This is a genomic window from Paraclostridium sordellii (assembly GCF_000953675.1).
Classification (GTDB): domain Bacteria; phylum Bacillota; class Clostridia; order Peptostreptococcales; family Peptostreptococcaceae; genus Paraclostridium; species Paraclostridium sordellii.
On record NZ_LN679998.1, the window covers coordinates 2,608,150 to 2,631,944 of the forward strand.

The 23,795-nt window shown below is 27.8% G+C and carries 21 protein-coding genes; all 21 read right to left on the reverse strand.

Annotated features, from left to right (window positions below; genetic code table 11):
- Nucleotides 1-215: 215 nt before the first annotated feature.
- The 21 genes from galU to grdD all read right to left on the reverse strand — a co-directional run bounded on the left by galU (nt 216) and on the right by grdD (nt 23,549).
- On the reverse strand, nt 216-1,094 hold the full coding sequence (gene galU / locus ATCC9714_RS12610; protein WP_054630209.1) for a UTP--glucose-1-phosphate uridylyltransferase GalU: 879 nt from the start codon (nt 1,092-1,094) through the stop codon (nt 216-218).
- 27 nt (nt 1,095-1,121) lie between these two features.
- The gene (gene neuC, locus ATCC9714_RS12615; protein ID WP_054630208.1) at nt 1,122-2,258 is read right to left on the reverse strand and encodes a UDP-N-acetylglucosamine 2-epimerase; all 1,137 of its coding nucleotides are present in this window, start codon (nt 2,256-2,258) and stop codon (nt 1,122-1,124) included.
- Nucleotides 2,259-2,263: 5 nt separating this feature from the next.
- A complete protein-coding gene (gene neuB, locus ATCC9714_RS12620; RefSeq protein ID WP_081012093.1) occupies nt 2,264-3,310 on the reverse strand; it encodes an N-acetylneuraminate synthase in 1,047 nt (348 codons plus the stop codon).
- 30 nt (nt 3,311-3,340) lie between these two features.
- A complete protein-coding gene (locus tag ATCC9714_RS12625; protein ID WP_054630207.1) occupies nt 3,341-4,849 on the reverse strand; it encodes a sodium:solute symporter family protein in 1,509 nt (502 codons plus the stop codon).
- A 77-nt stretch (nt 4,850-4,926) separates the two neighbouring features.
- Nucleotides 4,927-5,619 carry an acylneuraminate cytidylyltransferase family protein gene (locus tag ATCC9714_RS12630; protein WP_054630206.1) on the reverse strand — a complete coding sequence of 231 codons (693 nt, stop codon included), beginning with the start codon at nt 5,617-5,619 and terminating at the stop codon, nt 4,927-4,929.
- Nucleotides 5,620-5,683: 64 nt separating this feature from the next.
- Nucleotides 5,684-6,769, reverse strand: coding sequence for a hypothetical protein (locus ATCC9714_RS12635; protein ID WP_054630205.1), 1,086 nt, complete (start codon nt 6,767-6,769; stop codon nt 5,684-5,686).
- 16 nt (nt 6,770-6,785) lie between these two features.
- Nucleotides 6,786-7,787: a glycosyltransferase family 2 protein gene (locus ATCC9714_RS12640; protein ID WP_057545496.1), complete on the reverse strand. Its 1,002-nt coding sequence runs from the start codon at nt 7,785-7,787 to the stop codon at nt 6,786-6,788.
- 32 nt (nt 7,788-7,819) lie between these two features.
- Nucleotides 7,820-9,013, reverse strand: coding sequence for an O-antigen ligase family protein (locus tag ATCC9714_RS12645; RefSeq protein ID WP_057545495.1), 1,194 nt, complete (start codon nt 9,011-9,013; stop codon nt 7,820-7,822).
- A gap of 66 nt (nt 9,014-9,079) precedes the next feature.
- Entirely contained in the window at nt 9,080-10,192 is a 1,113-nt protein-coding gene (locus tag ATCC9714_RS12650) for a glycosyltransferase family 1 protein (RefSeq protein ID WP_057574338.1), read from the reverse strand.
- A complete protein-coding gene (locus tag ATCC9714_RS12655; RefSeq protein WP_057545493.1) occupies nt 10,192-11,223 on the reverse strand; it encodes a glycosyltransferase family 2 protein in 1,032 nt (343 codons plus the stop codon). Before ATCC9714_RS12655 ends, ATCC9714_RS12650 begins: the two co-directional genes overlap by 1 nt.
- A 23-nt stretch (nt 11,224-11,246) precedes the next feature.
- Complete coding sequence (locus tag ATCC9714_RS12660; protein ID WP_054630200.1) at nt 11,247-11,900, reverse strand: sugar transferase; 654 nt, start codon at nt 11,898-11,900, stop codon at nt 11,247-11,249.
- Nucleotides 11,901-11,921: 21 nt separating this feature from the next.
- Nucleotides 11,922-13,121 carry a DegT/DnrJ/EryC1/StrS family aminotransferase gene (locus tag ATCC9714_RS12665; protein WP_057545492.1) on the reverse strand — a complete coding sequence of 400 codons (1,200 nt, stop codon included), beginning with the start codon at nt 13,119-13,121 and terminating at the stop codon, nt 11,922-11,924.
- A gap of 4 nt (nt 13,122-13,125) precedes the next feature.
- On the reverse strand, nt 13,126-15,036 hold the full coding sequence (locus tag ATCC9714_RS12670) for a polysaccharide biosynthesis protein (RefSeq protein WP_057545544.1): 1,911 nt from the start codon (nt 15,034-15,036) through the stop codon (nt 13,126-13,128).
- Nucleotides 15,037-15,075: 39 nt separating this feature from the next.
- Nucleotides 15,076-15,789 (reverse strand): CpsD/CapB family tyrosine-protein kinase, encoded by a 714-nt coding sequence (locus tag ATCC9714_RS12675; protein ID WP_054630198.1) that lies wholly within the window; start codon nt 15,787-15,789, stop codon nt 15,076-15,078.
- Nucleotides 15,789-16,487 (reverse strand): YveK family protein, encoded by a 699-nt coding sequence (locus tag ATCC9714_RS12680; RefSeq protein ID WP_054630197.1) that lies wholly within the window; start codon nt 16,485-16,487, stop codon nt 15,789-15,791. Before ATCC9714_RS12680 ends, ATCC9714_RS12675 begins: the two co-directional genes overlap by 1 nt.
- A gap of 59 nt (nt 16,488-16,546) precedes the next feature.
- Complete coding sequence (locus tag ATCC9714_RS12685; protein WP_054630196.1) at nt 16,547-17,335, reverse strand: stalk domain-containing protein; 789 nt, start codon at nt 17,333-17,335, stop codon at nt 16,547-16,549.
- 32 nt (nt 17,336-17,367) lie between these two features.
- Nucleotides 17,368-18,069 carry a hypothetical protein gene (locus ATCC9714_RS12690; RefSeq protein WP_054630195.1) on the reverse strand — a complete coding sequence of 234 codons (702 nt, stop codon included), beginning with the start codon at nt 18,067-18,069 and terminating at the stop codon, nt 17,368-17,370.
- A 237-nt stretch (nt 18,070-18,306) separates the two neighbouring features.
- Complete coding sequence (locus ATCC9714_RS12695; protein ID WP_057545491.1) at nt 18,307-19,218, reverse strand: LCP family protein; 912 nt, start codon at nt 19,216-19,218, stop codon at nt 18,307-18,309.
- A gap of 253 nt (nt 19,219-19,471) precedes the next feature.
- Nucleotides 19,472-20,467, reverse strand: coding sequence for a hypothetical protein (locus tag ATCC9714_RS12700; protein WP_057545490.1), 996 nt, complete (start codon nt 20,465-20,467; stop codon nt 19,472-19,474).
- 15 nt (nt 20,468-20,482) lie between these two features.
- Nucleotides 20,483-22,159 carry a hypothetical protein gene (locus ATCC9714_RS12705; protein WP_057545489.1) on the reverse strand — a complete coding sequence of 559 codons (1,677 nt, stop codon included), beginning with the start codon at nt 22,157-22,159 and terminating at the stop codon, nt 20,483-20,485.
- A gap of 241 nt (nt 22,160-22,400) precedes the next feature.
- Nucleotides 22,401-23,549 (reverse strand): glycine/sarcosine/betaine reductase complex component C subunit alpha, encoded by a 1,149-nt coding sequence (gene grdD, locus ATCC9714_RS12710; protein WP_021127866.1) that lies wholly within the window; start codon nt 23,547-23,549, stop codon nt 22,401-22,403.
- Nucleotides 23,550-23,795 lie beyond the last annotated feature (246 nt).

The following is a 23,795-nucleotide window of genomic DNA, read 5'->3' on the forward strand; positions in this document are numbered from 1 at the left end:
TTAGTTATTTTTTTCTTAATATTTTTCAAAAAAAATTCACAGATTTTCATCTGTGAACAATTTTTTTTGATATATAGTAATTAATATTTTTACTGTTTCTAATAAAATTTTTATGTATGAAATTATTTTATATATAATTTTTAAAACATATTTTTATCGTTTATAGTTTACAAAATTTTATATAATTTATTTTATTTTGAATAAAAATTTTGGTATTATTTATTATTTTTAACTTTTTGTTCTAAAAACTTCATAAATTCATCTTTTAATTCGTCTCTTTTTAGGGCAAAATCTACTGTAGCCTCTAAAAATCCTAGTTTATCACCTACATCGTATCTTCTACCTTCAAAATTATATGCATATATTGCTTCTTGTTGCCCTAGTGTTTTAAGTGCATCTGTTAGTTGGATTTCTCCACCTTTACCAGGTTCTTGATTTTCAAGTATATCAAATATAGCTGGAGTTATTATATATCTTCCAAGTATAGCCATGTTTGATGGAGCTTCTTCAACTTTTGGTTTTTCAACCATGTCTTTTACTTTGTATACTCTATCTTCTATAGGTTTAACATCTAGTATTCCATATTTACTAGTGTCTTCTTTTGCTACTTCTTGAACACCTAGTATAGATGTGTTGTATTCGTTATATGCTCCTAGTAATTGCTTTAAGCAAGGTTCATTATTGTCCACTATATCATCACCTAAAAGTACTGCAAAAGGTTCATCCCCAACAAAACTTTTAGCACAGTGTATTGCATGTCCTAATCCTTTTGGTTCTTTTTGACGTATAAAATATATATCAACCATGTTAGATATTTTTCTTACTAGTTCTAACATTTCCTTTTTATTTTTTTGCTCAAGTTCAAGTTCAAGTTCTACACTACGATCAAAGTGGTCTTCTATAGATTTTTTGTTTCTTCCTGTTACTATTAGTATTTCTTCTATACCTGAGTTTACAGCTTCTTCTATTATATATTGTAATGTTGGTTTATCAACTATAGGTAACATTTCCTTTGGTTGAGATTTTGTTGCTGGTAAAAATCTTGTTCCCAGTCCAGCTGCTGGTATTATTGCTTTTCTTACTGCCTTTTTCAATTTTACACCTCTTGATAAATTATTTATTTAAAAATCTACATCAATGAATTTCTTTTGTATATTTTCTTTCCAAATTTCATCTGAAGATATAATTTTTAAAAATTGCTCATCACTATTTCCACTTCCAAAGTGAGACATAGGCTCTACTTTAATAGTTTCTACTTTCTTTATAGCATTTGTTATTTCATCTATATTTTCATAAGTATTAATTATGTTCTCTATATTTTCATCATATCTTCCTTTTTGTCTGTTTCCTATATCAATTGATATTTTTCCATATACACAAGCTTCTCTTATTCCAGAACTAGAGTTTCCAATGATGAATTCACATTCTTTTAAAAGTGTTAAGAAATATTCAAATCTCATTGATGGATATATTTCAAATCTGTCATTTTCTCTAAATCTTTCATACTCTTTTAAAATTACATCACTTCCACTGTCATTGTTAGGATATATTACTACATAATTTTTTCCTGAATTAATAACAGCATCTACTACTTGTTTTATGTTGGCTTCTAGTTTATCAACTTCTGTTGTTACTGGATGATACATAAGTATTGAATAATTTTCAAATTTTATTTCATACTTTTCTTTAACTTCTTCTATACTTGGTAGTAAACTTGAATACATTATATCTATATCCGGTGATCCAAATACAAATATAGATTCTTCTTTTTCACCTAATTGAATAATTCTTTTTTTCGCTTCTTCATTTGCAACAAGGTGAAAATGTGACATTTTTGTTATTGAGTGTCTTATAGATTCATCAATTGTTCCTGAAACTTCTCCACCTTCTATGTGCATCACTTTTATATTGTTAAAAGCTCCTACTATTGCTCCTGCTAATGCTTCTAATCTATCTCCATGAACTACTATCATATCAGGATTTATTTCATCACAGTAATTACTTAATCCTACAATTGTATTACTTAAAGCCATATCCATTTGATGACTTGAGCTAGATTTTTGATTTATATATTTATATATATTTTTAAATCCATCTTTTTCTACTTCATGATATGTAGATCCATATTTTTTAAGCATATGCATTCCTGTTACAAATACATGCAGTTCAAAGTCTTTGCTTTCTTCAACTTTTTTCATTAAAGATTTTAGTTTTCCATAATCAGCGCGTGTGCCTGTTAAAAAAACAATTTTTTTCATATCTATTACTCCTCTATATCTGCCCAAGATAAATGTTCATCATTTTCAATATCTTTATTAACTACTTTTCCTATTAAAGAGTCATAATGCTCTGCTTTGATTTCTCCAGTTCCAGGTCTTTTAACCCATATATTTTCTTTAGTTAATATGTCCCCTTTTTTTAAATTTTTAGTAGTTACAACTGTGGCAAATGCAAAATCTATAGTAACTTGTTCTTCTTTAGCTGCTACTTTTTTTCCACCTCTCATTTGTTGTATTTCTTTACTACCTTCAATTAATTCATTTAATTCTTTTGGGTCCATAGAACAAACTATATCTGGTCCTGGTCTGTCTTTACTATCTGTAAAGTGTCTTTCAAGTACTGAAGCTCCTAGTGCCGCTGCTGCTAAACAAGCATTATTGTTTACTGTGTGATCAGATAATCCTACTATTGCATTTGGAAATTCTTTTTGTAATTCTGCCATACCACCTAATCTAACTAAATTAGCTGGAGTTGGATATAGATTTGTACAGTGAAGTAATGAATATTTAACCCCGTGTTTTTCCATTATTTCAACTGATTTTCTTATACTTTCTATATCATTCATACCTGTAGATAATATTATAGGTTTTCCAAAAGATGCTATATGATCTATTAGAGGATAGTTATTACATTCTCCTGATCCTATTTTATATGCTTTAACACCCATTCTTTCTAATCTATCTGCTGCTGCTCTTGAGAAAGGTGTACTTATAAATATCATTCCTTTAGACTCTACATATTCTTTTAATTTAGTTTCATCTTCTTCATTTAAAGCACATCTTTCCATTACATCATATATAGATACATCTGTATTTCCTGGTATTACTTTTTTAGCTGCTTTTGACATCTCATCTTCTACAACGTGAGTTTGATGTTTTATAACTTCTGCTCCAGCTTCATAAGCTGCATCCACCATTTCAAAAGCAGTTTTTAAAGATCCTTCATGGTTTATTCCTATTTCAACTATAACTAATGGAGCATAATCTTCTCCTATTTTTCTATTTCCAATTTCCATATAATTTTTATTCATTATATTTCCTCCTCTTTTACTTAGATGAATTTAAGCTATATCAGTATGATAAATAGTAGCTTCAGTTATATTATTATCTTTTAAACCTCTTCCTAGTTTTGTATGAATTAAACTAACTATATATCCAACTATACATGAAGTAGTTATGGTTACTATAGAATACGACCAAGGACTTACTCCAGGATGATAGTATTTTAAACTTATAACAACTATTGCTGATACTATAAATCCTACATATGCACCAAAATTTGTTGCTTTTTTTGTAAATGCACCTAGTACAAATATACCAGCTAAAACTCCTAATACTAGTCCTATAAATCCATTAAACCATTCATATGCAGATTTTATTTCTCCATTAGCCATTATCATTGAAACTATTATTCCAACTATTCCTACAACTACTGATATAATTTTTGCATTTTTAGTTTGCTTTTCTATAGATATTCCTTTGTGTATAACACTTTGTATATCTAGTGCCCAACTTGTTGCAACTGAGTTAAGTCCAGTAGATAAAGTAGATTGTGCTGCTGCATATATAGCTGCTAAAACAAGTCCTGATATTCCTACTGGTAATTGATATCCAATATATGAAGCAAATATTTGGTCTTGTTTTACTATTTGTAATAAATGTGGATTTTGTTCATAAAATACAAACAATGCTGTTCCTAGTAAATATAAAATTGTTGCCGTTACTATTGATAATATTCCATTTCCGTATGTCATTTTCTTTAATTGTTTTATATCTGTTGTAGTTGAAAATCTTTGTACTATATCTTGACTTGATATATAAGATGAAAAAGTATTTATACCCGCTCCTACTAATATTATAAATACGCTATTATTTAGTATATTCATATCAAATACGACTTCATTTTTCGACAAAAACTTTTCATTTGCTAAAGCTTTAAATACTTCTCCAGTACTTCCATCTATTGAAAATATTAAAAATATTAAAGCAAATACTAATCCTGATATTAATACTAGTCCTTGTATAAAATCAGTCCATAATACTGATTTTATTCCTCCACTATATGAATATATAATAGCTATAACTCCCATAACAGCGATTAAGATATTTACATTTATTCCTGTAAGTTGTGCTAATACCATGGAAGGTAAATACATTATTATAGACATTCTTCCTATTTGATATATTATAAACATAACAGCTCCTAAAACTCTAAGTCCTTTATCATTATATCTAACTTCTAGGTAGTGATATGCCGTATCTATTTCTAATCGGCTATATATAGGTAAAAAGAATTTTATTGTAATTGGAACCGCTATAAATATACCTAGCTGTGCAAACCATAGTATCCAAGTGCCTTTATAGGAATTACCTACTATTGATAAAAAAGATATAGGACTTAATAAAGTCGCAAATATCGAAACTGATGTAACCCACCAAGGTATGGTTCCATCACCTTTAAAATATTCTTTTTCTTTCATATCTTTTTTAGAAAAAGCTAATCCTGCAAATAGTACTATTACTAAATATGCAACTAATACTATCATATCTATTGTCGTGAAACATCTCATTATGTATTGTTCTCCTTTGTTATACAAACCCTAAAATGTATAACATTTAGTTCTATAATGCTTATAAAAATAAAAGTTTATAGCTTATCTATTATTAACCTCGCTATTTGCAAATCTAACATTTCATCTATATCTACATCATACTTTTCATCCATTATATAAACTAACTTATTATCATTTAAACTTGTATCATTGTTTAGGTTATCATTTATTTTATTTATATATATAGCTCCATTTACCTTATAAAAGTCCGGAAAGTCTTGTCTTCTCTTTGTACTAGATCCCTCTAGTAAATTTACAGCATGTCCACTTTCATCTATTGTTCTCATTAAAATTGGATGGTCTTTTACTTTTGAAACACTAACTAACGCATCTTCATCCTTTTCAATTATAAGTTCAATAGCTTCATCTATATGCCATGCTTGTCTTAATGGTTGTGTAGGTTGTAATAGTACTACATAGTCATATTTCTGCCCTTGATTTTTTAATTCATCTATACAATGAGTTACAGCATCTATGGTTTTAGAAGTGTCTGTTGCTAAGTGTTTTGGTCTTAAAAATGGAACGTCTGCACCATATTCTTTAGCAACTTTAGCTATTTCCTCTCCATCAGTAGTCACAACAACTTTGTTTATGTATTTTGATTTTAACCCAGCTTCTATAGAATAGGCTATAAGAGGTTTTCCGTTTAAATCTGTGATGTTCTTATCTTTTATTCCCTTGCTTCCTGCTCTTGCAGGTACTATAGCTAATATATTTTTACAGTTCATTTTTTAAACTCCTAATATTTATTATTATTTGTTCTATATTAATTTATTTTGCTCTCTCTATTTTTTATAATTTTAAACTTTTATTTAAAATATTTCTTAAGTCTTCTTTATCAGCAGGAATAGTTATCCCTAGTTTGACAAAATTTTCTCTCAAAGTGTTTAATTCCATATTCATTATATCTGATATTGAAATAGCATTTTTAGGAGATATTAACTTTGCTACAGTAAGTAATGTAGTTGAGAAAACTGATATTACATATGATTGTTCACTTAGGCAATATGCTTCTGCTGGTACATTTTTATTCATGAAAGTTATATTTTTAAAATTTTTAAATATATCATTTAAATAATCTGACTCATCTCTTGGATGATATTTTACATATACATTTGCAGATTCTAAATTTGATAGTATCAATTGAATTGTATCTATGTATACTTTTAAATCTGCTTCTTTATACATATCAAAGAATTCTTTATGCTCTAATAATATTAAGATTTTATCCTCTTTTTCATCTATATTATCAATAAATTTTTTATATAAAACGGTCAGTCCATTATGTATTATTTCTGACTCTATTTCAATTATTTCTTTTCCATCTTCAACTAACTCTTTTTTTAGAATTTGAGGCCATGTAACCATTCTCTGTTTTATTTTACTATGTGTTCCACATTCAAACGATATATCTTCATATTTAATTCCTGTAATCAGGCTTTTTATTTTTACTATTAATTGACTTTCTTTTTCCTTAAAGCCTAAGCTCATATATGCATTAGCTCCATCTTCTACGTATATTACTTTTGAATCATCCGAAATTTTATTTTTATTTATAATATATTGTGTTTCTACAAATGCTTCATTAAAAACAAATATTTTATCATATCTTTTATTTCCCAATAATCTTTTTATATTTTCTATTTTAGATTTAAACATTATGATACTTTTAACCACTGGAATATTAAATTTTTTATAATCTTCTTTATCATATATGTATATATTTTTAAATATACCCGCTAATGATTCTAAGTTAGTATTACTTAAGTCAAAATCTTTATATATTATTATATCTGACTCACAACTTTTATCTTTGCATTGAATTCCCGTAGCTAAAATTAAGTGGTATGGTGTATGAACTATAAATAAATTTTTCATAAATTCGTTCCTTTTCTTAAATATTTTTTATAAATAAATTTATTTCTTTTAATGCTTTATACATTGAATAAGTAATACCAAATCCAAATAATTTAATTGACCATGATACACAATTCCACTTTGCACTATTTGTATATTTAAGTATCCACTTAATTTCTTTCATATTTTTAACAACATCTTGTCTTTCACTTTTAGGTATATATCCTAAAATCGCTACATAACTAGCGTATACATTAGCTAGTTGACTTAAAAAAACTTCTTTAAATTCATTATTATAGTCTATTTTTTCAAATAAACTTATATATCTTTTTAAAATATTTACAATATCATAAAACCTTTTACTATTTACAGTATTTATAATTGAATTTGGTCTTAACTGTCTATAATAATAAAATGCTCTATTATATGGTATTACCTTATTAGCTTTCATATAAATCCTTGGAAGTAAATCTAAGTCTTCAGATGTAACTCCTTCTGTAAAATAAAATTCATTTTCTACAATATAATTTTTATTATATATAGTTACGCATGCAGACCATGGACTATATGGAGCATTTTTAAAAAGGTAGTCAAGAACATATGCCCCAGACTTATCTTCAAAACTACTTTCATCAAGTTCAAATCCATATGAATTACTTCTAGATTCATCATAATATTCAACTAATCTACCAGTAATAATATCGGCTTCTCCTTTAGTCTCAATTAAGTTTGCTATCTCATCTATACAATCTTTTGCTATAAAGTCATCTCCATCTAAAAACATGATATAATCTCCTGTAGCATGTCTAATACCTTCATTTCTAGCTGCAGATAACCCTCTATTTATTGTGTGTACTACTTTAACTCTATTATCTTTTTCTTTATAAGAATCACAAATCTCCCCAGATTTATCTTTTGACCCATCATCTACAATTACTAATTCTAACCTTCTATATTCTTGATTCAAAATACTTTCAATGCATTTTCTAACATATTCTTCAACATTGTATACAGGAACTATAATACTAATCTTAACCATACCATTTCCTCTCAACTCTATATTATATGATTTTAAATTATTTGATTTATATCTACATTTTTATTTCTTTCTATAAATATTTTTATCAAGTATAAAATTGTTAATATAAACCAAAAATTAATAGCTAAATTTTGTTCTATAATTATAGCTGTAAATAAACTAGGTACTAAAATACTATATAGAACACATATATTTAATTTTTTTATTTGTATAATTAAATTTACTAAAATTAATACAATAGGAATAGATCCTATTATCCCAAACTGGCTTAGTGTAACAATATATGTATTATGAATTGCATGTCCATAACCAAAACTATTTATAAGTATATCTACGGAGTTTACAAAACCATAACCGAAAATAGGTTTCATAAAAAAACTTTTAATACCTAATGCCCAGTTAGTAAATCTGGTAATATTACTACCATCATAATATGAATCTATAAACATTCTTTCAAACGTTCCTTCTGGCATAACCATGTATAGAAGAAATCCTATTATTAAAATGAATAAAATTCCTATCATAATACGCTTTATCTTAAGTTTATTGTAGCTTGCAAAAGCTATTCCACAGCCCATTAATAATGCTATCATAGCTCCTCTAGATCCCGTTAAAAATGTAGCATAAGCAGTTATTGCTGTTAGTACAGCATTTAACCCCTTTTTTTTCTGAGCTAAAATTCTATTAAATGTAATTACAGCTGATATATTTATAAATGCTCCTACAAAATTTGGATCTATATAAACTCCATTAAGTAGTTGTACTGTATATCTATAAGTACCTATCCATCCATCTAATTCTCGTCTAAATATAATTATATATAGTGAAAATATACAAGATGCAAATATATAACAGTTTAATAAAAACTTAATTTCTCTTGCATTTATATTTTTCATTGTTAATAATAAAAACATTATTAAATATGCTATATAAGATATATAAACACCTTTGTCTAGTGAATAGTTATATCTAATTAAATTTATACACATATAAAATATCAATAATATACAAAATACGTGCTCTATTCTAACAACTATTTTATGTCTTAAGTAATAAAGAGATAAAAACATTATTAAAATAATAGGTATATAATAATACTCTGTTATACCTAAATATCTATCGTTACATAAAAATACTGAGCATATAAATATACCTAAAATTAAAGTTGTAATAGATATACGCTCTTTTCCTATAACAATATTTGTATTTTCTTCATAGTTACTCATATTTAATTCATCCTCAATTTATTAATGTAATTGATATATTTTTAGTTTAAACTTTCTTTAATATAACTACAGTTCCAGATAGAACTTTTCTAATTTTTTAGCCTCTGTAGATATATCAAAACCTAATCTTCTAATATCTTCAATTGTGTCTTCCCTAGAAAAATTTTCATAATATTTAATAATATCTTTAGCTATAATTTTAGGATTATCATCTAGTGCGAAATATTGAACATCCGTTATATCAACTTCATCTGTTACTGTATTTGCCATAAAACAAGGCAGTCCTGACGCTTGAGCTTCTACGCCTATAACAGGTAGTCCCTCGTAAAGTGAAGGTAGTAAAAATATATCCATTCCTTGAAGAATTTTTTCTACATCGTTTCTTTGTCCTAAAAATATAACATTTTTTTCTAATCCCAAAGTTTTCACTTTACTTTGTATTTTATTGTAAAGTTCACCTTGTCCTACTAGTAGTAGTACACTTTTTTTATCCAATTGGTTTATTGACTTAAATATGTCAATTAGAAAATCATGATTTTTTTGGTTTGAAAATCTACCAACATGTCCTACAACCAATTTATCTTCTATATTTAATTCTGTTCTTATAGATTTTCTAATTTCTTTATTATATCTAAACTTTTTACAGTCAACGGCATTGTTTATAATCTTTACCTTACCATCTTTCACAAATTTTTCCCCATATAGAAATGAACCCGCTGCTTTTGAACATGCAAAGTATATATTTGCAAAACTCTTCAGTGGTAAACATAAAATTTTATTTCTTATAGAATTTATTTTTTTATCTGAATATTTTGTTGCATGACTATGTGAAATAACATTTTTTATTTTATTTTTTTTCGCAATAATTCCAATTACAGAATTTAAATATACCTCGTGTAAATGTATTGCACTATATTTATGACCATTCTTCTTTAGAAAATGGTCGAACTCGCCAGAAAATTTAAATACATTTACAGGGCTAGTAATATAAAAAATATTACCTCCCAAATCTTTAATTTCTTCTTCATATGTTCTGTTATTTTCATCTTTATCAAAATACATAAAATCAAATTGAACTTTTTCTTTATCAATATTTCTATATAAGTTCATAATAATTCCCATTACACCACCTGTTATATTTACATCAGAAACAAAGTGTAATATTCTTATTGGCTTCATTAAATATTCTCCTTTTCTATCTTTTTACTCATATCCTTAATGTATTTATAAAAAAATGGAATATTTAAAATTCCCTTTAATGTACCAATCCCATAACTAATATGTAATAGTAAAAATAAAATAGGTAATAATAAGTTTGTCCAACTAAATTTCTCATTTTTAATAGATACTATTGTTACTATTAAGTTACATAATATATATGCACTCCACATAACTATAGCTAATATTGGGAATTTAAATATAGCTAGTATTGTTGTTACAATTATACCTAAAACAAATCCAAGTGGTACAAAGTGATATATAGAAAAACAACCTGGACATATACTTAATGTTTGTCCTATCCAAAATCCATTTAAATATTTTTGCTTTAACATTTTTGATAAGGTATTTCTCGTATGTTGATATGATTTAATATCCGGATCAAAGCATATATTATACCCTGCTTTTCTGATTCGATAGTGCATCTCATTATCTTCCGTTCTAGCAAGTAACTCATTATAGTATCCTACTTTTTCAAATACTTCTTTTGAGTATGCACCGTGAAAAACAGAACTTACATATCTTTTGCCCCCATTTCTTCTATATGGAGCAATACTACTACCAAACATCGATGTTTCAGCTAATAGCAGAGTCTTTTTCCAATTAGTTTCATCATCAATTATGTTAGGTCTATGTCCTCCACATATCTTTTCTCCACTTTTAATACACTCTACATTTTTTGATATAAAATTATCTGGAATCGTTGCATGTGCATCAATTCTTAATATTATATCTCCCGTAGATTCTTTTAGAGCTATATTCCATCCGCAAGGTAATGTCTTATTTAGATTGTTTTTTATACATATTCTATGAAAATCATTTTGCTCATCTGAAAATTGTTTCATAATATTAACTGTATTGTCCGTTGATTGTCCATCAACTAGAATTACCTCTATTAATTCATGTGGATAATCTTGGTTTTTTAAATCTTCAAATACTTTTGGTAGTGTATTTTCTTCATTATATGCAACTACAATAAATGAAACTAACATCCGTTCACCTCACTTCAATTTGATTATTTCAAAATTTCTAATATTGTACTTAAAACTAGTTTTATATCTTCAAATAAAGATATATTTTTTATATATTTCATATTTAAATTTATTTTTTGAGGCATAATATCTTCTACATAACTTTTCTCAGGGTTGTTGCTGCATCCTAATAATTCACTTTCATTTTTAAATTTTATAGATGCATAGTCAGTAATACCTGGTTGTACTAATAAAATTTGTTCTTGATATATATCATATAGTTCAACATACTTAGGAACTTCAGGTCTAGGCCCTACTAAACTCATCTCCCCTTTTAAAACGTTTATAAGCTGCGGAAACTCATCTAACTTATATTTTCTTATAAATCTCCCTACTTTAGTTATACGATTATCTGCTCCTACAGTTATCTGTTTTCCTAACTTTTCTGCATCTGTAACCATAGTTCTAAATTTATAAATTTCAAATATCTTTTTATTTTTGCCAACTCTTTTTTGTTTAAAGAATACAGGCCCTTTTGAATCTAACTTTATAAGTATTGCAATTACTATTAATATAGGTAGTAAAACTATTAAACCTATAGAAGAAACTGCTATATCAAATATTCTTTTTATGATTAAACTTAATTTTCTTTTTTCTAATTCTTTTTTTATATCTATAAGCTCTCTACTTGATTGCATTTTTCCTCCCTAATAAAAAATTTATTTACATAATATTTCACTTAAATTTCCAACTATATACTCTACATCATTTTTGTCTATACATGTATTTAAAGGAAGTGTAATCTCATTTTTATACATATTAAATGCATTAGGGTAATCGTTTATATCAAATCCTAAATTTTTATATGCTGTTAATAATGGTAATGGCTTATAATGAACATTCGTAGCTATCCCTTTTTCTGCCATTTTAACTATAACTTTATTTCTAAATTCAGAGTCTTTCCCTATTAACCTAATTAAATATAAATGTCCGCTAGATGTATACTCTTCAGTAAAATGCTTAAGTGTATCCACACCTTCAATTTCTTTTAAAAGTTCATCATATCTATTTATAATTTCTTTTCTATAGTTTAGTAAGTCTTCGTATCTGCTTAATTGTCCTAATCCTATAGCTGCCATTATATCAGTCATATTACACTTATAGGCAGGCTCTATTATGTCGTATTCCCAAGAACCTATCTTAGTTTTAGCAAGTGCGTCTTTTGTTTGTCCATGAAGTGATAAACAGTTATATCTTTTGTATATATCTTCATCATCAATTCCATCTATACTTTTCCAAGTAACTGCTCCACCTTCAGCTGTAGTAAGATTTTTAACAGCATGGAAAGAAAAACTTGTAAAGTCTGCTATGCTTCCACTCATTTTACCCTTATAGCTAGCTCCAAATGAGTGCGCACCATCAGCAACTACAGTAACTCTTCCTATAGACTTTTGTATCTCATTATTTGGGTTAAATAATTCTTTTTTACTGTTGACTATTTCAAATATTTTGTCATAATCACATGGTACTCCAGCTAAATCAACACATATAACAGCTTTAGTTTTTTCTGTTATAGCCTCTGCTAGTTTGTCATAATCCATTTGATATGAATCTTTAGCTGTATCAACTAATACAATCTTTGCTCCAACATGATGTATAACACTTGCTGATGCAGTATATGTATAGGCACTTGTTATAACTTCATCTCCAGGTCCTATTCCTAAAAATCTTAAAGTCATTTCCATTCCAGCTGTAGCTGAGTTTAAACATATAGCTTTATTTGTATTACAATAATTGGCTATTTTCTTTTCAAACTCTTTAGTTTTAGGTCCTGTTGTAATCCATCCTGATTTTAAAACTTCTACAACATTGTTTATTTCAACTTCAGTTATATCCGGTGGTGAAAAAGGTATATTCATTCTCTTACGCTCCCTTGCTAGTTTTCTTATTTGCTTCTTCTGGCCTAATATAAGTAGAAACTAACTCCCTCATTTTAGAATCTATTAGTTCTACCTTTTCATTCATTACTATTTCTTTTAACTCGCTAAGTAACTTTGTATTTTTTTTCATATCAAATTCCATTGGTTTCCCAATAAATATTTTTTTATGATCTGTGTTGGTTAGACCTTCTTCACTCATTAAAAGCTCTTCGTATAACTTTTCACCTGGTCTTAACCCTGTAAATTTAACTTCAATATCCACATTAGGTTCAAATCCACTTAATGTTATAAGGTTATATGCTAAATCAACAATTTTTACTGGATCTCCCATATCAAGCACAAATATCTCTCCACCTCTTGCCATAGCCCCTGCCTGTATAACAAGTTGGACAGCTTCAGGTATTGTCATAAAGTATCTAATAATCTCAGGATGAGTTATAGTTACTGGTCCACCTTCTTCAATTTGCCTTTTAAATAAAGGAATAACACTTCCGTTACTTCCAAGTACGTTTCCAAATCTTACAGCTACAAACTCTGTTTCACTTTCTTCATTCATAGTTTGTATAATCATTTCTGCCGCTCTTTTTGTAGCTCCCATTATATTAGTTGGATTTACTGCTTTATCTGTAGATATAAGCACAAACTTTTTAACCTTATATTTATCTGCCATAATAGCTACGTTTTTTGTTCCAAATATATTATTTTTTATAGCCTCACTTGGGCTGTTTTCCATAAGTGGAACATGTTTGTGTGCTGCTGCATGAAATACTACATCTGGTCTGTATTCACTAAAAATTTCATCCAATCTCTTTATTTCTCTAATAGAAGCTATAACTGTTTCTAAGTTTAGCTTATCTCCATATTTTCTTATTAGTTCTTGTTGAATTGAGTATGCATTATTTTCATAGTTATCAAGTATTATAAGTTGATTTGGCTCAAAAGTTGCTATTTGTCTACATAGCTCACTTCCTATACTTCCGCCTCCTCCAGTTACTAAGATAATTTTATTATGTATATACTCACTCATTTCATTTAGATTTACTTTTATAGTTTCTCTTCCTAATAGATCTTCAATTTGTACATCTCTAATTTTTTTTATATCTACTTTTCCATCTATAATTTCATAAATACCTGGAATTGTTTTTAGCTTGCATTTAGTATTTTTGCATATATTTATAATTTCTCTTTTTTCAGATTTACTTATATTAGCGATAGCGATTATAATTTCATCTATATCATTGATTATCACTATATTTTCTATATCTTTAATAGTTCCAATTATAGGTACATTATGTATTCGTCTGCCTTTTTTATTTATATCATCATCAACAATCCCTACTGGTTTTTTGTGAAGTTGAGGGTTATTTTTCAGTTCTTGTATAACCATATCTCCTGCATCACCAGCACCTACGATTAAAACTTTTTTCATTTTGTCTTTTATCCTACATCTTGAAATTACTCTACGTCCTATTCTATATAAAAGTCTAGTTCCTCCTGTTAATGAAATCACTAAAACTCCATTTAATAAATAAAAAATTATTGATAAATTTCCACCTAAAGCCTTATGTATTATAAATGCAGGTATAACAGTTAATAAACATGCTGAAACAATTGATATTAATTCCTCTTCTCCTGCATACCTCCATAAACTTCTATAGCATTTAAATATATTTAAAAATATTATATTCATAACTATATAAACTAGTATAAGCAGTATAAATTTATTATTTTGGATTTCGAAATTCATTTTATGTACTAGCCATGCAGATGCTAAAAATGAAACTAGTATACATATAATATCAATCGCTACTAGAATTAACTGTCTAGTTCTATACTTACCTAAAATATTTTCTAATGCATTTTTATCTTTAGGAGTGTTCATTTTAATTTCCATTAAAACCATTTCCCTCCACATTGTTTTTGTATATAATTATTATTTTCTCTTTTTCTTTTTAGATCTCTTATCGCTTGAAGATTCTTCATAGTAATAGTTGTAATAACCATAAGAACCATTAGATTCCTCAAACTTATTAAGTACTAAACCTAATATGTTAGCATTAACTTTTTCTAATCTTGACTTAGCTATTTTAACCATATCTATATCAACTTCTTTAGACCCAACTACAAGCATAGTTCCATCAGTATATGTTGAAACTATTCCAGCATCTGTTATAATTCCAATTGGCGGTGCATCTATAAATATATAATCATAGTAATCTTTTAAAGATTCTATGAAAGCTTTCATTTTTTTAGATGCTAACATCTCAGATGGATTTGGCGGTATTTTCCCGCAAGTTATAACATCTAACCCTTGAACTTCCGTTCTATAAACACATTCTTGAAAAGATCTTTGCCCTGTTAGTATTTCTGTAATACCGTGAGTATTACTTACATTAAACATCCTATGTACTGTAGGATTTCTTAAGTCGCCTTCTACAACTAAAACCTTTTTATCTTCCATTCCCGCAAAACTTACTGCTAAGTTTGCTATTACAGTACTCTTACCTTCATTTTGTTGAGAACTTGTAACTACTATAGTCTTTATTTCTTTATCTAAATTAGAAAATTCTATGTTTGTTCTAATAGTTCTATATGCTTCTGATATAGGTGACTTAGGGTCTCTCCTTGTTATTAGTCTTCCTAACATTACTTTCTACCACCTTTCTTATCCATATTTTCATTAGGAATTACTCCTAAAATTGGTAAGTCTATATATTTTTCTATATCTTGTGGTGATTTTATCTTGTTATCCATATATTCAAGAACAAATACTATAAATACTCCTACTATAAACCCTAATATTGCTGAAATAGCAATATTTATAGTCTTATTTGGTTTAACTGGATTTTCAGGAGTTATAGCTTTATCTATTACCTCAACACTATTTGCCTTTGTTATTCTTTTAACCTCTTTAGAAAATACAGTTGGTATCGAATTTGCTATATCTCTGGCTATCTTTGGATTTGTGCTTTGAACAGTTATAGACATTATTTGAGTATCTTTAACTTGAGATACTTTAATACTTTTCTCTAAATCTTCATAGTCCATATTTAAGTCAAGTTTTTTTATTACTGAATTTAATACAGATCTAGATTTTATTATTTCTCCATAAGTTAGTGTTAATTTTTGAGTAACCGCAAGTTGATCTCCTGTTATCATATTATTTGTTGATTTGTTTTGTTCTGTGTTTACTATTAATGTTGTGTTTGCTTCATATACTGGACTTAATACGAAAAAACTTATAATTCCACTAGTTACCATTGCCAATATTGTTATAAGTGCTATTATCCAAGCCCTCTTTTTTATGATGTGAAAATATTCTCTTAAGTCAATAGTCTCTTCCATTTCTATCCTCCACTTTTATTAATTCTATCTAAATTTATTTCACAATATAAAATTGTTATCTAATTAATTTTTTCCTCTCCTTGACCTTGTATTTGTTGATCATTAGAGGCTTCTGGTTTTGATGTATCAGTTTGTTGATTTTCTTCTTTTGTATCTTCAGGCTTCATATCTTCTGTTGTTTTTACTATATCTTTTTTGTCATTTTCTAACTTATTGTTGGTATTACTACTACTATTTATATCAGGTTTACTTTGTACCTGTATTTTTTCAAGATTTGTTTGTCTTGATGGTCGTTGCACTTTTGTCACTGATTTTGACTCAGCTACTTCATTTAATTGTTTTGAATCATCATTTTTTTTATCAACATTTACTACATCTTTTGCTTCATTTTTTTCTTTTTTCTCATTTCTATCTTTTTCTAAATTTTGTTCATTACTTTTCTCTTTATCTAAAACAACTTTTATATTGCCCTCTTTTATTGTGTAATTTATTATTTTATAGTTTTTTAAAAAATCTTTTTCTATGTATACTTCATCTTTTTCAAATATCGGATCTGTATCTACTGGAACTTCAATACCATTAATTTTTTTAGTATTAAGAGGATAGTACTCATCATCAACTTTTGCAAAAGATAAATTTTTATCTATAACAATACTTTTACCATCAATAATTATTTTTGCATTATTTCCCGATATATCAACTTTTCCACCAAGTTTTTGTATTATATTTTTAACTGGTATATAATCAACTTTATTTTTGCTCAAAATTTTAATATCACTTGCAAAAGATATAATACTTGTACAAACTATACCTATTATGGCTAATCCTAAAATCATACTACTTTTCAATGAAATCCCCCCACTCTTACTTTTTTAATTTCTTATGCATCTATAATTTGATTATGTATTATTAGATTTTTATTTTCAGATGTGTAATTCCAACTTAGACTAGCTTTTTCATCAAAATAAGCTTTTATATAAAGAGTACCTAAATCCTTATTATGATTTAAACTTCTTATGTTATCTCCTAGAAATTTAATCTGCCCTATTGCTTTTTCTGGATTTGTAATACTGTTTAAATTAATTTCAATAAACGTATTTCCATCCTTTTCTTTTATATCTTTTATAGTATAGTGTTTAGGTTTATCTTTAACTTCTTTGTCTACTTTATAATATTTTCTTATTTCAATTTTGTTAGAATCAATAGGCTTTGCAACAGTTTGAATTTGATCTATTCTATATTCAAAATCATTAGATTTTTCTTTATCAGTAAATAAATAAACTTTAAACTTTCCAGATGATTTTTTCCCTAATTCATTTACTAAGTATGCTAATTCTTTAGGAGTTAAGTTTCTTTTTTCTAATACAATAAATATATTTTCATTGTCTTTTTCATCTATTCTTATTAATTCATAGTCATCCTTAGTTAGCTCTATATTCTTAATTTCTGACTTTACTTCTACATATTCACTTTTTTTAGATTTAATACTACCTTGCATTAATGAAAATCCTAGTACAATAATAACTGTACAAATGCAAGCTATTATTATAACTTTACTTTCTCTTTTATTTTTAATTTTCACCTAAAGCTCCTCCCACATTTTTACTTATTATCTATAATATAACATTTTTTATATAATTTTGTCGAAAATAATCAAAAAATACCGATTATTTTTATTTTTACTTTTGAATCTTAGTTTTTTAATCTCAAACTTTTTATACTTTTGATTATCATTTTATTATACGGATAAAAGTCTTAGATATTTAGCAAAAAAACAAAAAAATGGAATGTTTTTGACATTCCATTTTATACCATCTTATTATTCTTTAAAATTTTTATAATCGTAAATATATTTATGTAATTGTTTATTGTTATACTCTTTATCCCAAAGAATTACCCAACCTTTTTCTTGATTTAAGATTTTTCCATCTCTATGCCCATCAAGTGGGAATTCAAGTTGTGCAAAATTACTTGTATGCATTTTTAATACTTTAGTTGCTAAGTTAAATATCTCCATTGGTGGGATATTAGTTTTAGTATATCCAATTATAGTATTTCCTAATTCTATTAAATCTCCACTAGAAGTATTAGATAATTTATTATAAGCTGCCTGAAGTACAGTTCTTTGTCTATTATCTCTGTGATAAGCATCATCTGCATATCTTATTCTACTATAAGCTAGGGCTTCTTTCCCATCTAAATTCTGTTTTCCTGGTCCATCAACTCCAGGTATATGACTTACCTCTTTAGGTAATACATCTATTTCTACTCCACCTATAGTATCTATTATCTTTTCAAAAGAATCGAAACTAACAGCTGCATATTTGTCAATTTTTATTCCAAAGTTTTTATCTATAGTTTCAAGTAAAAGCGCAGGCCCTCCATAGGCATATGCATGAGTTAATTTTTGTTCTCCATACCCTGGAATATCTACATATGTATCTCTAGCTAATGATGTTATTCTTATATCGTTATTTTTATCATCTATAGTAAGAATCATCATAGAGTCAGATCTATTTCCTTTATCTAAATTATTTCCATCTACTCCTGCTAATAAAATATTAGTTATTCCGTTTTTATCTTCTACTTTTTGGATTTTTGATTTTATATCTTTAGCAGTATCTTTATCATACATTGAGTTTAGTTTAAAGTAAAAATACCCAAAAGCTATCATAGGTACTGCTATTACAAAAATAATTAATCCAATAACTATCTTTTTAAATGTACTCATAATTCTCCTCCATTATTAATTTTAAATGCCGATTTAATTATACTACGTTTTTTTAATTTAATATATAAAATTTATTTCATTTTAAAATGTTCTTTATTTTCAGTTTATATTTTTGAGCTTGTAAAATATAATCGTTTTACTGTATTTCCAATATATGTCATTATATGTATTGAGTATAAAATCTATTCATAATTCCATTTATAGATTTTTTGCATAAAAAAACTGAGGAACATTTAAAGTTCCCCAGTTTTTATTACATTTCGCTAGCTAATTTATTTGCATATTCATGTAAAAAGTTATTAGCTGCATTTAAACTTGATTTATTTATATCATTTTTTAATGAAGAGTGTACTATTTCACTTAATGATCCGTTTAAGTACCCAAGTACTGTTTCTTTATGCTCTCTTGATAAATCTTCATCAAAAGCTGATTTTATATTATTCATTTCTACATTTAATCTATCTGCTATATCTATAGCTTTACGTAATTGGTTAGCTGTCCCATTTATAAAGTCTACATTTTCTGAACTTTCCATTCCTCTTACTCTTTCAACTGCTGCTGATGCAAATGCTAATGCATATTCTCTGTTATCTCTGTTAGTTAAATCTTTATTATCTAAGTAATCTGCAACTATTCTTATTTCTTCTATAGCTATTGCTAGTTGCTCATTATTTTCTTTGTTAGTTTCTTCAGATTTAACTGTTTCTCCAGTTAATTTATTTGCATATTCATGTAAAAAGCTGTTAGCTGCATTTAAGCTTGCTTTATTTATATTATTTTTTAATGAAGAATGTACTATTTCACTTAATGATTCGTTTAAATATCCAAGTACTGTTTCTTTGTGTTCTCTTGATAAATCTTCATCAAAAGCTGATTTTATATTATTCATTTCTGTATATAATCTATCTGCTATATCTATAGCTTTACGTAATTGGTTAGCCGTTCCATTTATAAAATCTACATTCTCTGAACTTTCCATTCCTCTTACTCTTTCAACTGCTGCTGATGCAAATGCTAGTGCATATTCTCTGTTATCTCTATTAGTTAAGTCCTTATTATCTAAGTAGTCCGCAACTGTTCTTATTTCTTCTATAGCTATTGATAATTGTTCATTGTACTCCTGACTTTGTGTAGATTTTGGAGCTTCTTCTTTCTCATTTGCGTTTGCAACAACTGGAGTAGTTACTGATAACATTAGTGTAGCTGCCATTGCTGTTCCAACTAATTTAGCCATTTTATTTTTTATCATCCCTGGTTCCCCCTATTATTTTCTTTTTCTATTTATTGTAAGTCCTACTATTGAAGATAATCCAAGCCCTATGTATCCTAACATAGACATATCTCCCGTTTTAGGATTATTACCATTACTTGATTTATTGTTTGTAGTATTATTTGTCGTTGTATTGTTACTTGGTTTATTAAATCCTGGTTTTGCTGTATTATTAACATTTGAGTTTCCTGGTGTTGCTGGTTTATTTGGACTTACTGGTACTGGTGGTTTATTTGGGTTTTCCGGATTTTCTGTATTGTTGTCATCTGGCTTCCCTGGTAATACTGGCTCATTCGGATTTTCTGGATTTACCGTATCATCATCTGGTAATTCTGGTTCTTCTGTATTGTCATCATCTGGTTCCCCTGGTAGCGCTGGCTCATTCGGTTCTTCTGGCTCTACTGTATTGTCATCATCTGGCTCTCCTGGTCCCTCTGGTTTATTTGGTTCTTCTGGCTCTACTGGATCATTTTCTAATAATGCATAATACTTATGATATAATTCCATAGCTGTATATGAAGTCCACGTATTTATCTTGTATTTATTTTCATCTACTAATGTTCCTAAAGCATCTAAAGCTTCTATCTTTTCATCTCTACTTAAGTTATTATCAAAAGCATTTATAACCTTGTCCATAGCTTCTCTTATTTCTTTAGCTAATTTAGCTGTTTCTTTAACATTTTCTAAGTTAGCTTTTAAGTTATTCATATGCTCACTGTAGTTTTCTAATCCTTCAAGTACATATAGTCCTTCTAATCTATCTAGCGCTGCTTGCATAAAAGCAACCATTCTATCGTAGTTTTCTTTTACTGTTAAATCTTTGTTTTCCATTACATTAACAGCTTCTCTTGTTTCTTCTATTGCATAATTTAATTGCTCTAGAGCTTTTTCTAGCTCATTATCCCAATTTGCATATAGTTCATGATACATATTCATAGCTTTATTTAAAGTAGTAGAGTTTACATAATTTCTTCCAACTTCTACTGAATCACCTAAAGCATCTAATACTATTTGCTTGTTTTTTAAAGTATCTTTCCTAGAAGTTTCAAATACTGTATTAACTCTATTAACTTCATGTCTAACCCTATTTATGTAATACATTTTGCTTTCTATTTCATTAGCAGCTTCTTTTATCCAATCTATATGAGCTTGCTCATCTTTAGATACCTCTATCCCTTGTATTCTTTCAACTGCTGTTTTATAAAATACATTTAATCTTTCATAGTTACTATCGTTAGTAAGATCTGCTGTATCTAATAAATTTATAGCTATTCTCATTTCTTCTATAGCATAAGCTAATTGCTCTCTATCTTTTTGTGAAGCTTCTTTTTTATTCTCTTCCTTTTTTTCTTCTTTAGACTCCTCTTTTACTTCTTCTTTTTCCTCGTTTACAGTAGGAGCTTCTTCTTTTTCAACCTTTTGAGCTTTATCATTTTCTTCTTTCTTATTTTCCTTTTGATCTTCTTTAACTTCTTCCTTTGTTTCTTCTTGTACTTCCTCTTTAACCTCTTCTTTTGAAGCAGGTTCTTCTATTTTATCTACTACATCATTGTTTAATTCTGTTTCAACTTCATTTGCATAAACATTTGATCCACTTAATATAATTCCAGTTACTATAGCTGCTGCTGCAACTTTCTTAGTTTGTCTAAATTTCTTAACCGACTTAGGCATAATAATATCCCCCTTAAAATACTAAAAATCTATTTTCACATTTAATTTTATATGAATACACAAAAATAAAGTATTCGCCATAAGTCTAGTCTTTTTGTCATATATTAGTGTAATAAGTCTACTACTTTAGTATTATTTGCTATTTTGTTAACATAAAAAAAGACTAAATCAATAAGAGGCAAAACCTCATATCAATTTAGTCTTTATATCACCATGGCAAGGATTAATTTTTTATTTCAAATTATTTTGCAGTATATCCTGAATCTAAAAGTAACTTAACGCACACTTCACCTTTACCTTCAGCAACAAGTACTATAGGACCAGTACATCCCATACCGCTTTCTGCATATATACCGTTTTTCCATAAAACTTTAACAGCATCTTCTAAGTCCATTATATCTATACCAGATATTTGATGAGTAACTACCTCTTTTTCAGGCATTTTCACTTCTTCCTCATCATCTTTTTTAACTTCTTTTTTAGTTAAAGCAGCTATTATATCATCATATTTTGCATTTTTAGCTGCTTTAAATTCTTCCTTAGATACTTTAGTAACGTCACCTTTAACAACATCATAAGCATATCTAAGTGCATTAGCAACAACTGGAGAACCAGATGCTCTTGATAATATTAATATCTTTCTATCGTAGTCTTCACCTACACCAGGACCATATCCAAATCCATTAGCTTCATAATCTCCACCAGTAGTAAATGAAGAGAATACTTTCATAAATATATTTCCGCTTAAAGTATCAGTAACCATTACATCCGGAGCGCCACATAATAAATCGTTACCTCTCATTACACAACCACCGTCAGCTCTAACTGATTCAGCAAAACTTATATCATATCCATTAGATTGTAAATCTTTTAGAGCCTTTTCAACTTGTCTAGCACCGTCAACATTTAATATACCTACAGTAGGATTTTTTATTCCTATAGATTTAGCAGTAGATATTCCATAAACTGCATTTCTAACCATAGCTTCTATTCTGTGAGTAGCACTAGTACCCGTAGTAGTAGCAAGAATCATTTCCTTACCCCTACCTGGAGTTATAACTCTACCAACAGTTGATACTCCTATTGGGAAGTTATAATGCATAGTTACACAAGCATCAATGTAACCTGAGTCTAATAACTCTTCCATTTTAGAATGCATTTCACTTTCATCATTAACTTCAACAACCTCTAAATCAGTATCAACCTTAGGCCCTATTAACACTATATCAAATAGGTTTGACTTAGCTAGATGAGCACCTTTTACTAAGTTTTCAGTTCCATGTTCACTACCTAAAGTAGTCAAACCAACTCTTACTTTTTTACCAAATTCGCCGCTCTCAATAGCATTAGCTATATCAAGAAAAGTATCAGCAATAATCTTCTTAGGCATAACAATTCCCCTCTCAAAGTGAATTTTTTAAAATTATATCCGTCTTATTCTTTTTCTCTACTCTACCAATAAATCTAATTTAATAAAGAAGAAGTATTATTAACTGATAGCATAAATAAATTTTTCACCGTAGGGCCTTATCGCTTGTAAGGATTAGCTTTAGTCATATTAACTTTATTTTAAAGCCTGCAGTTCTTTAAATTTTAAGTCTATATTACCAAACCCACACCTTGCAAGCGATATACT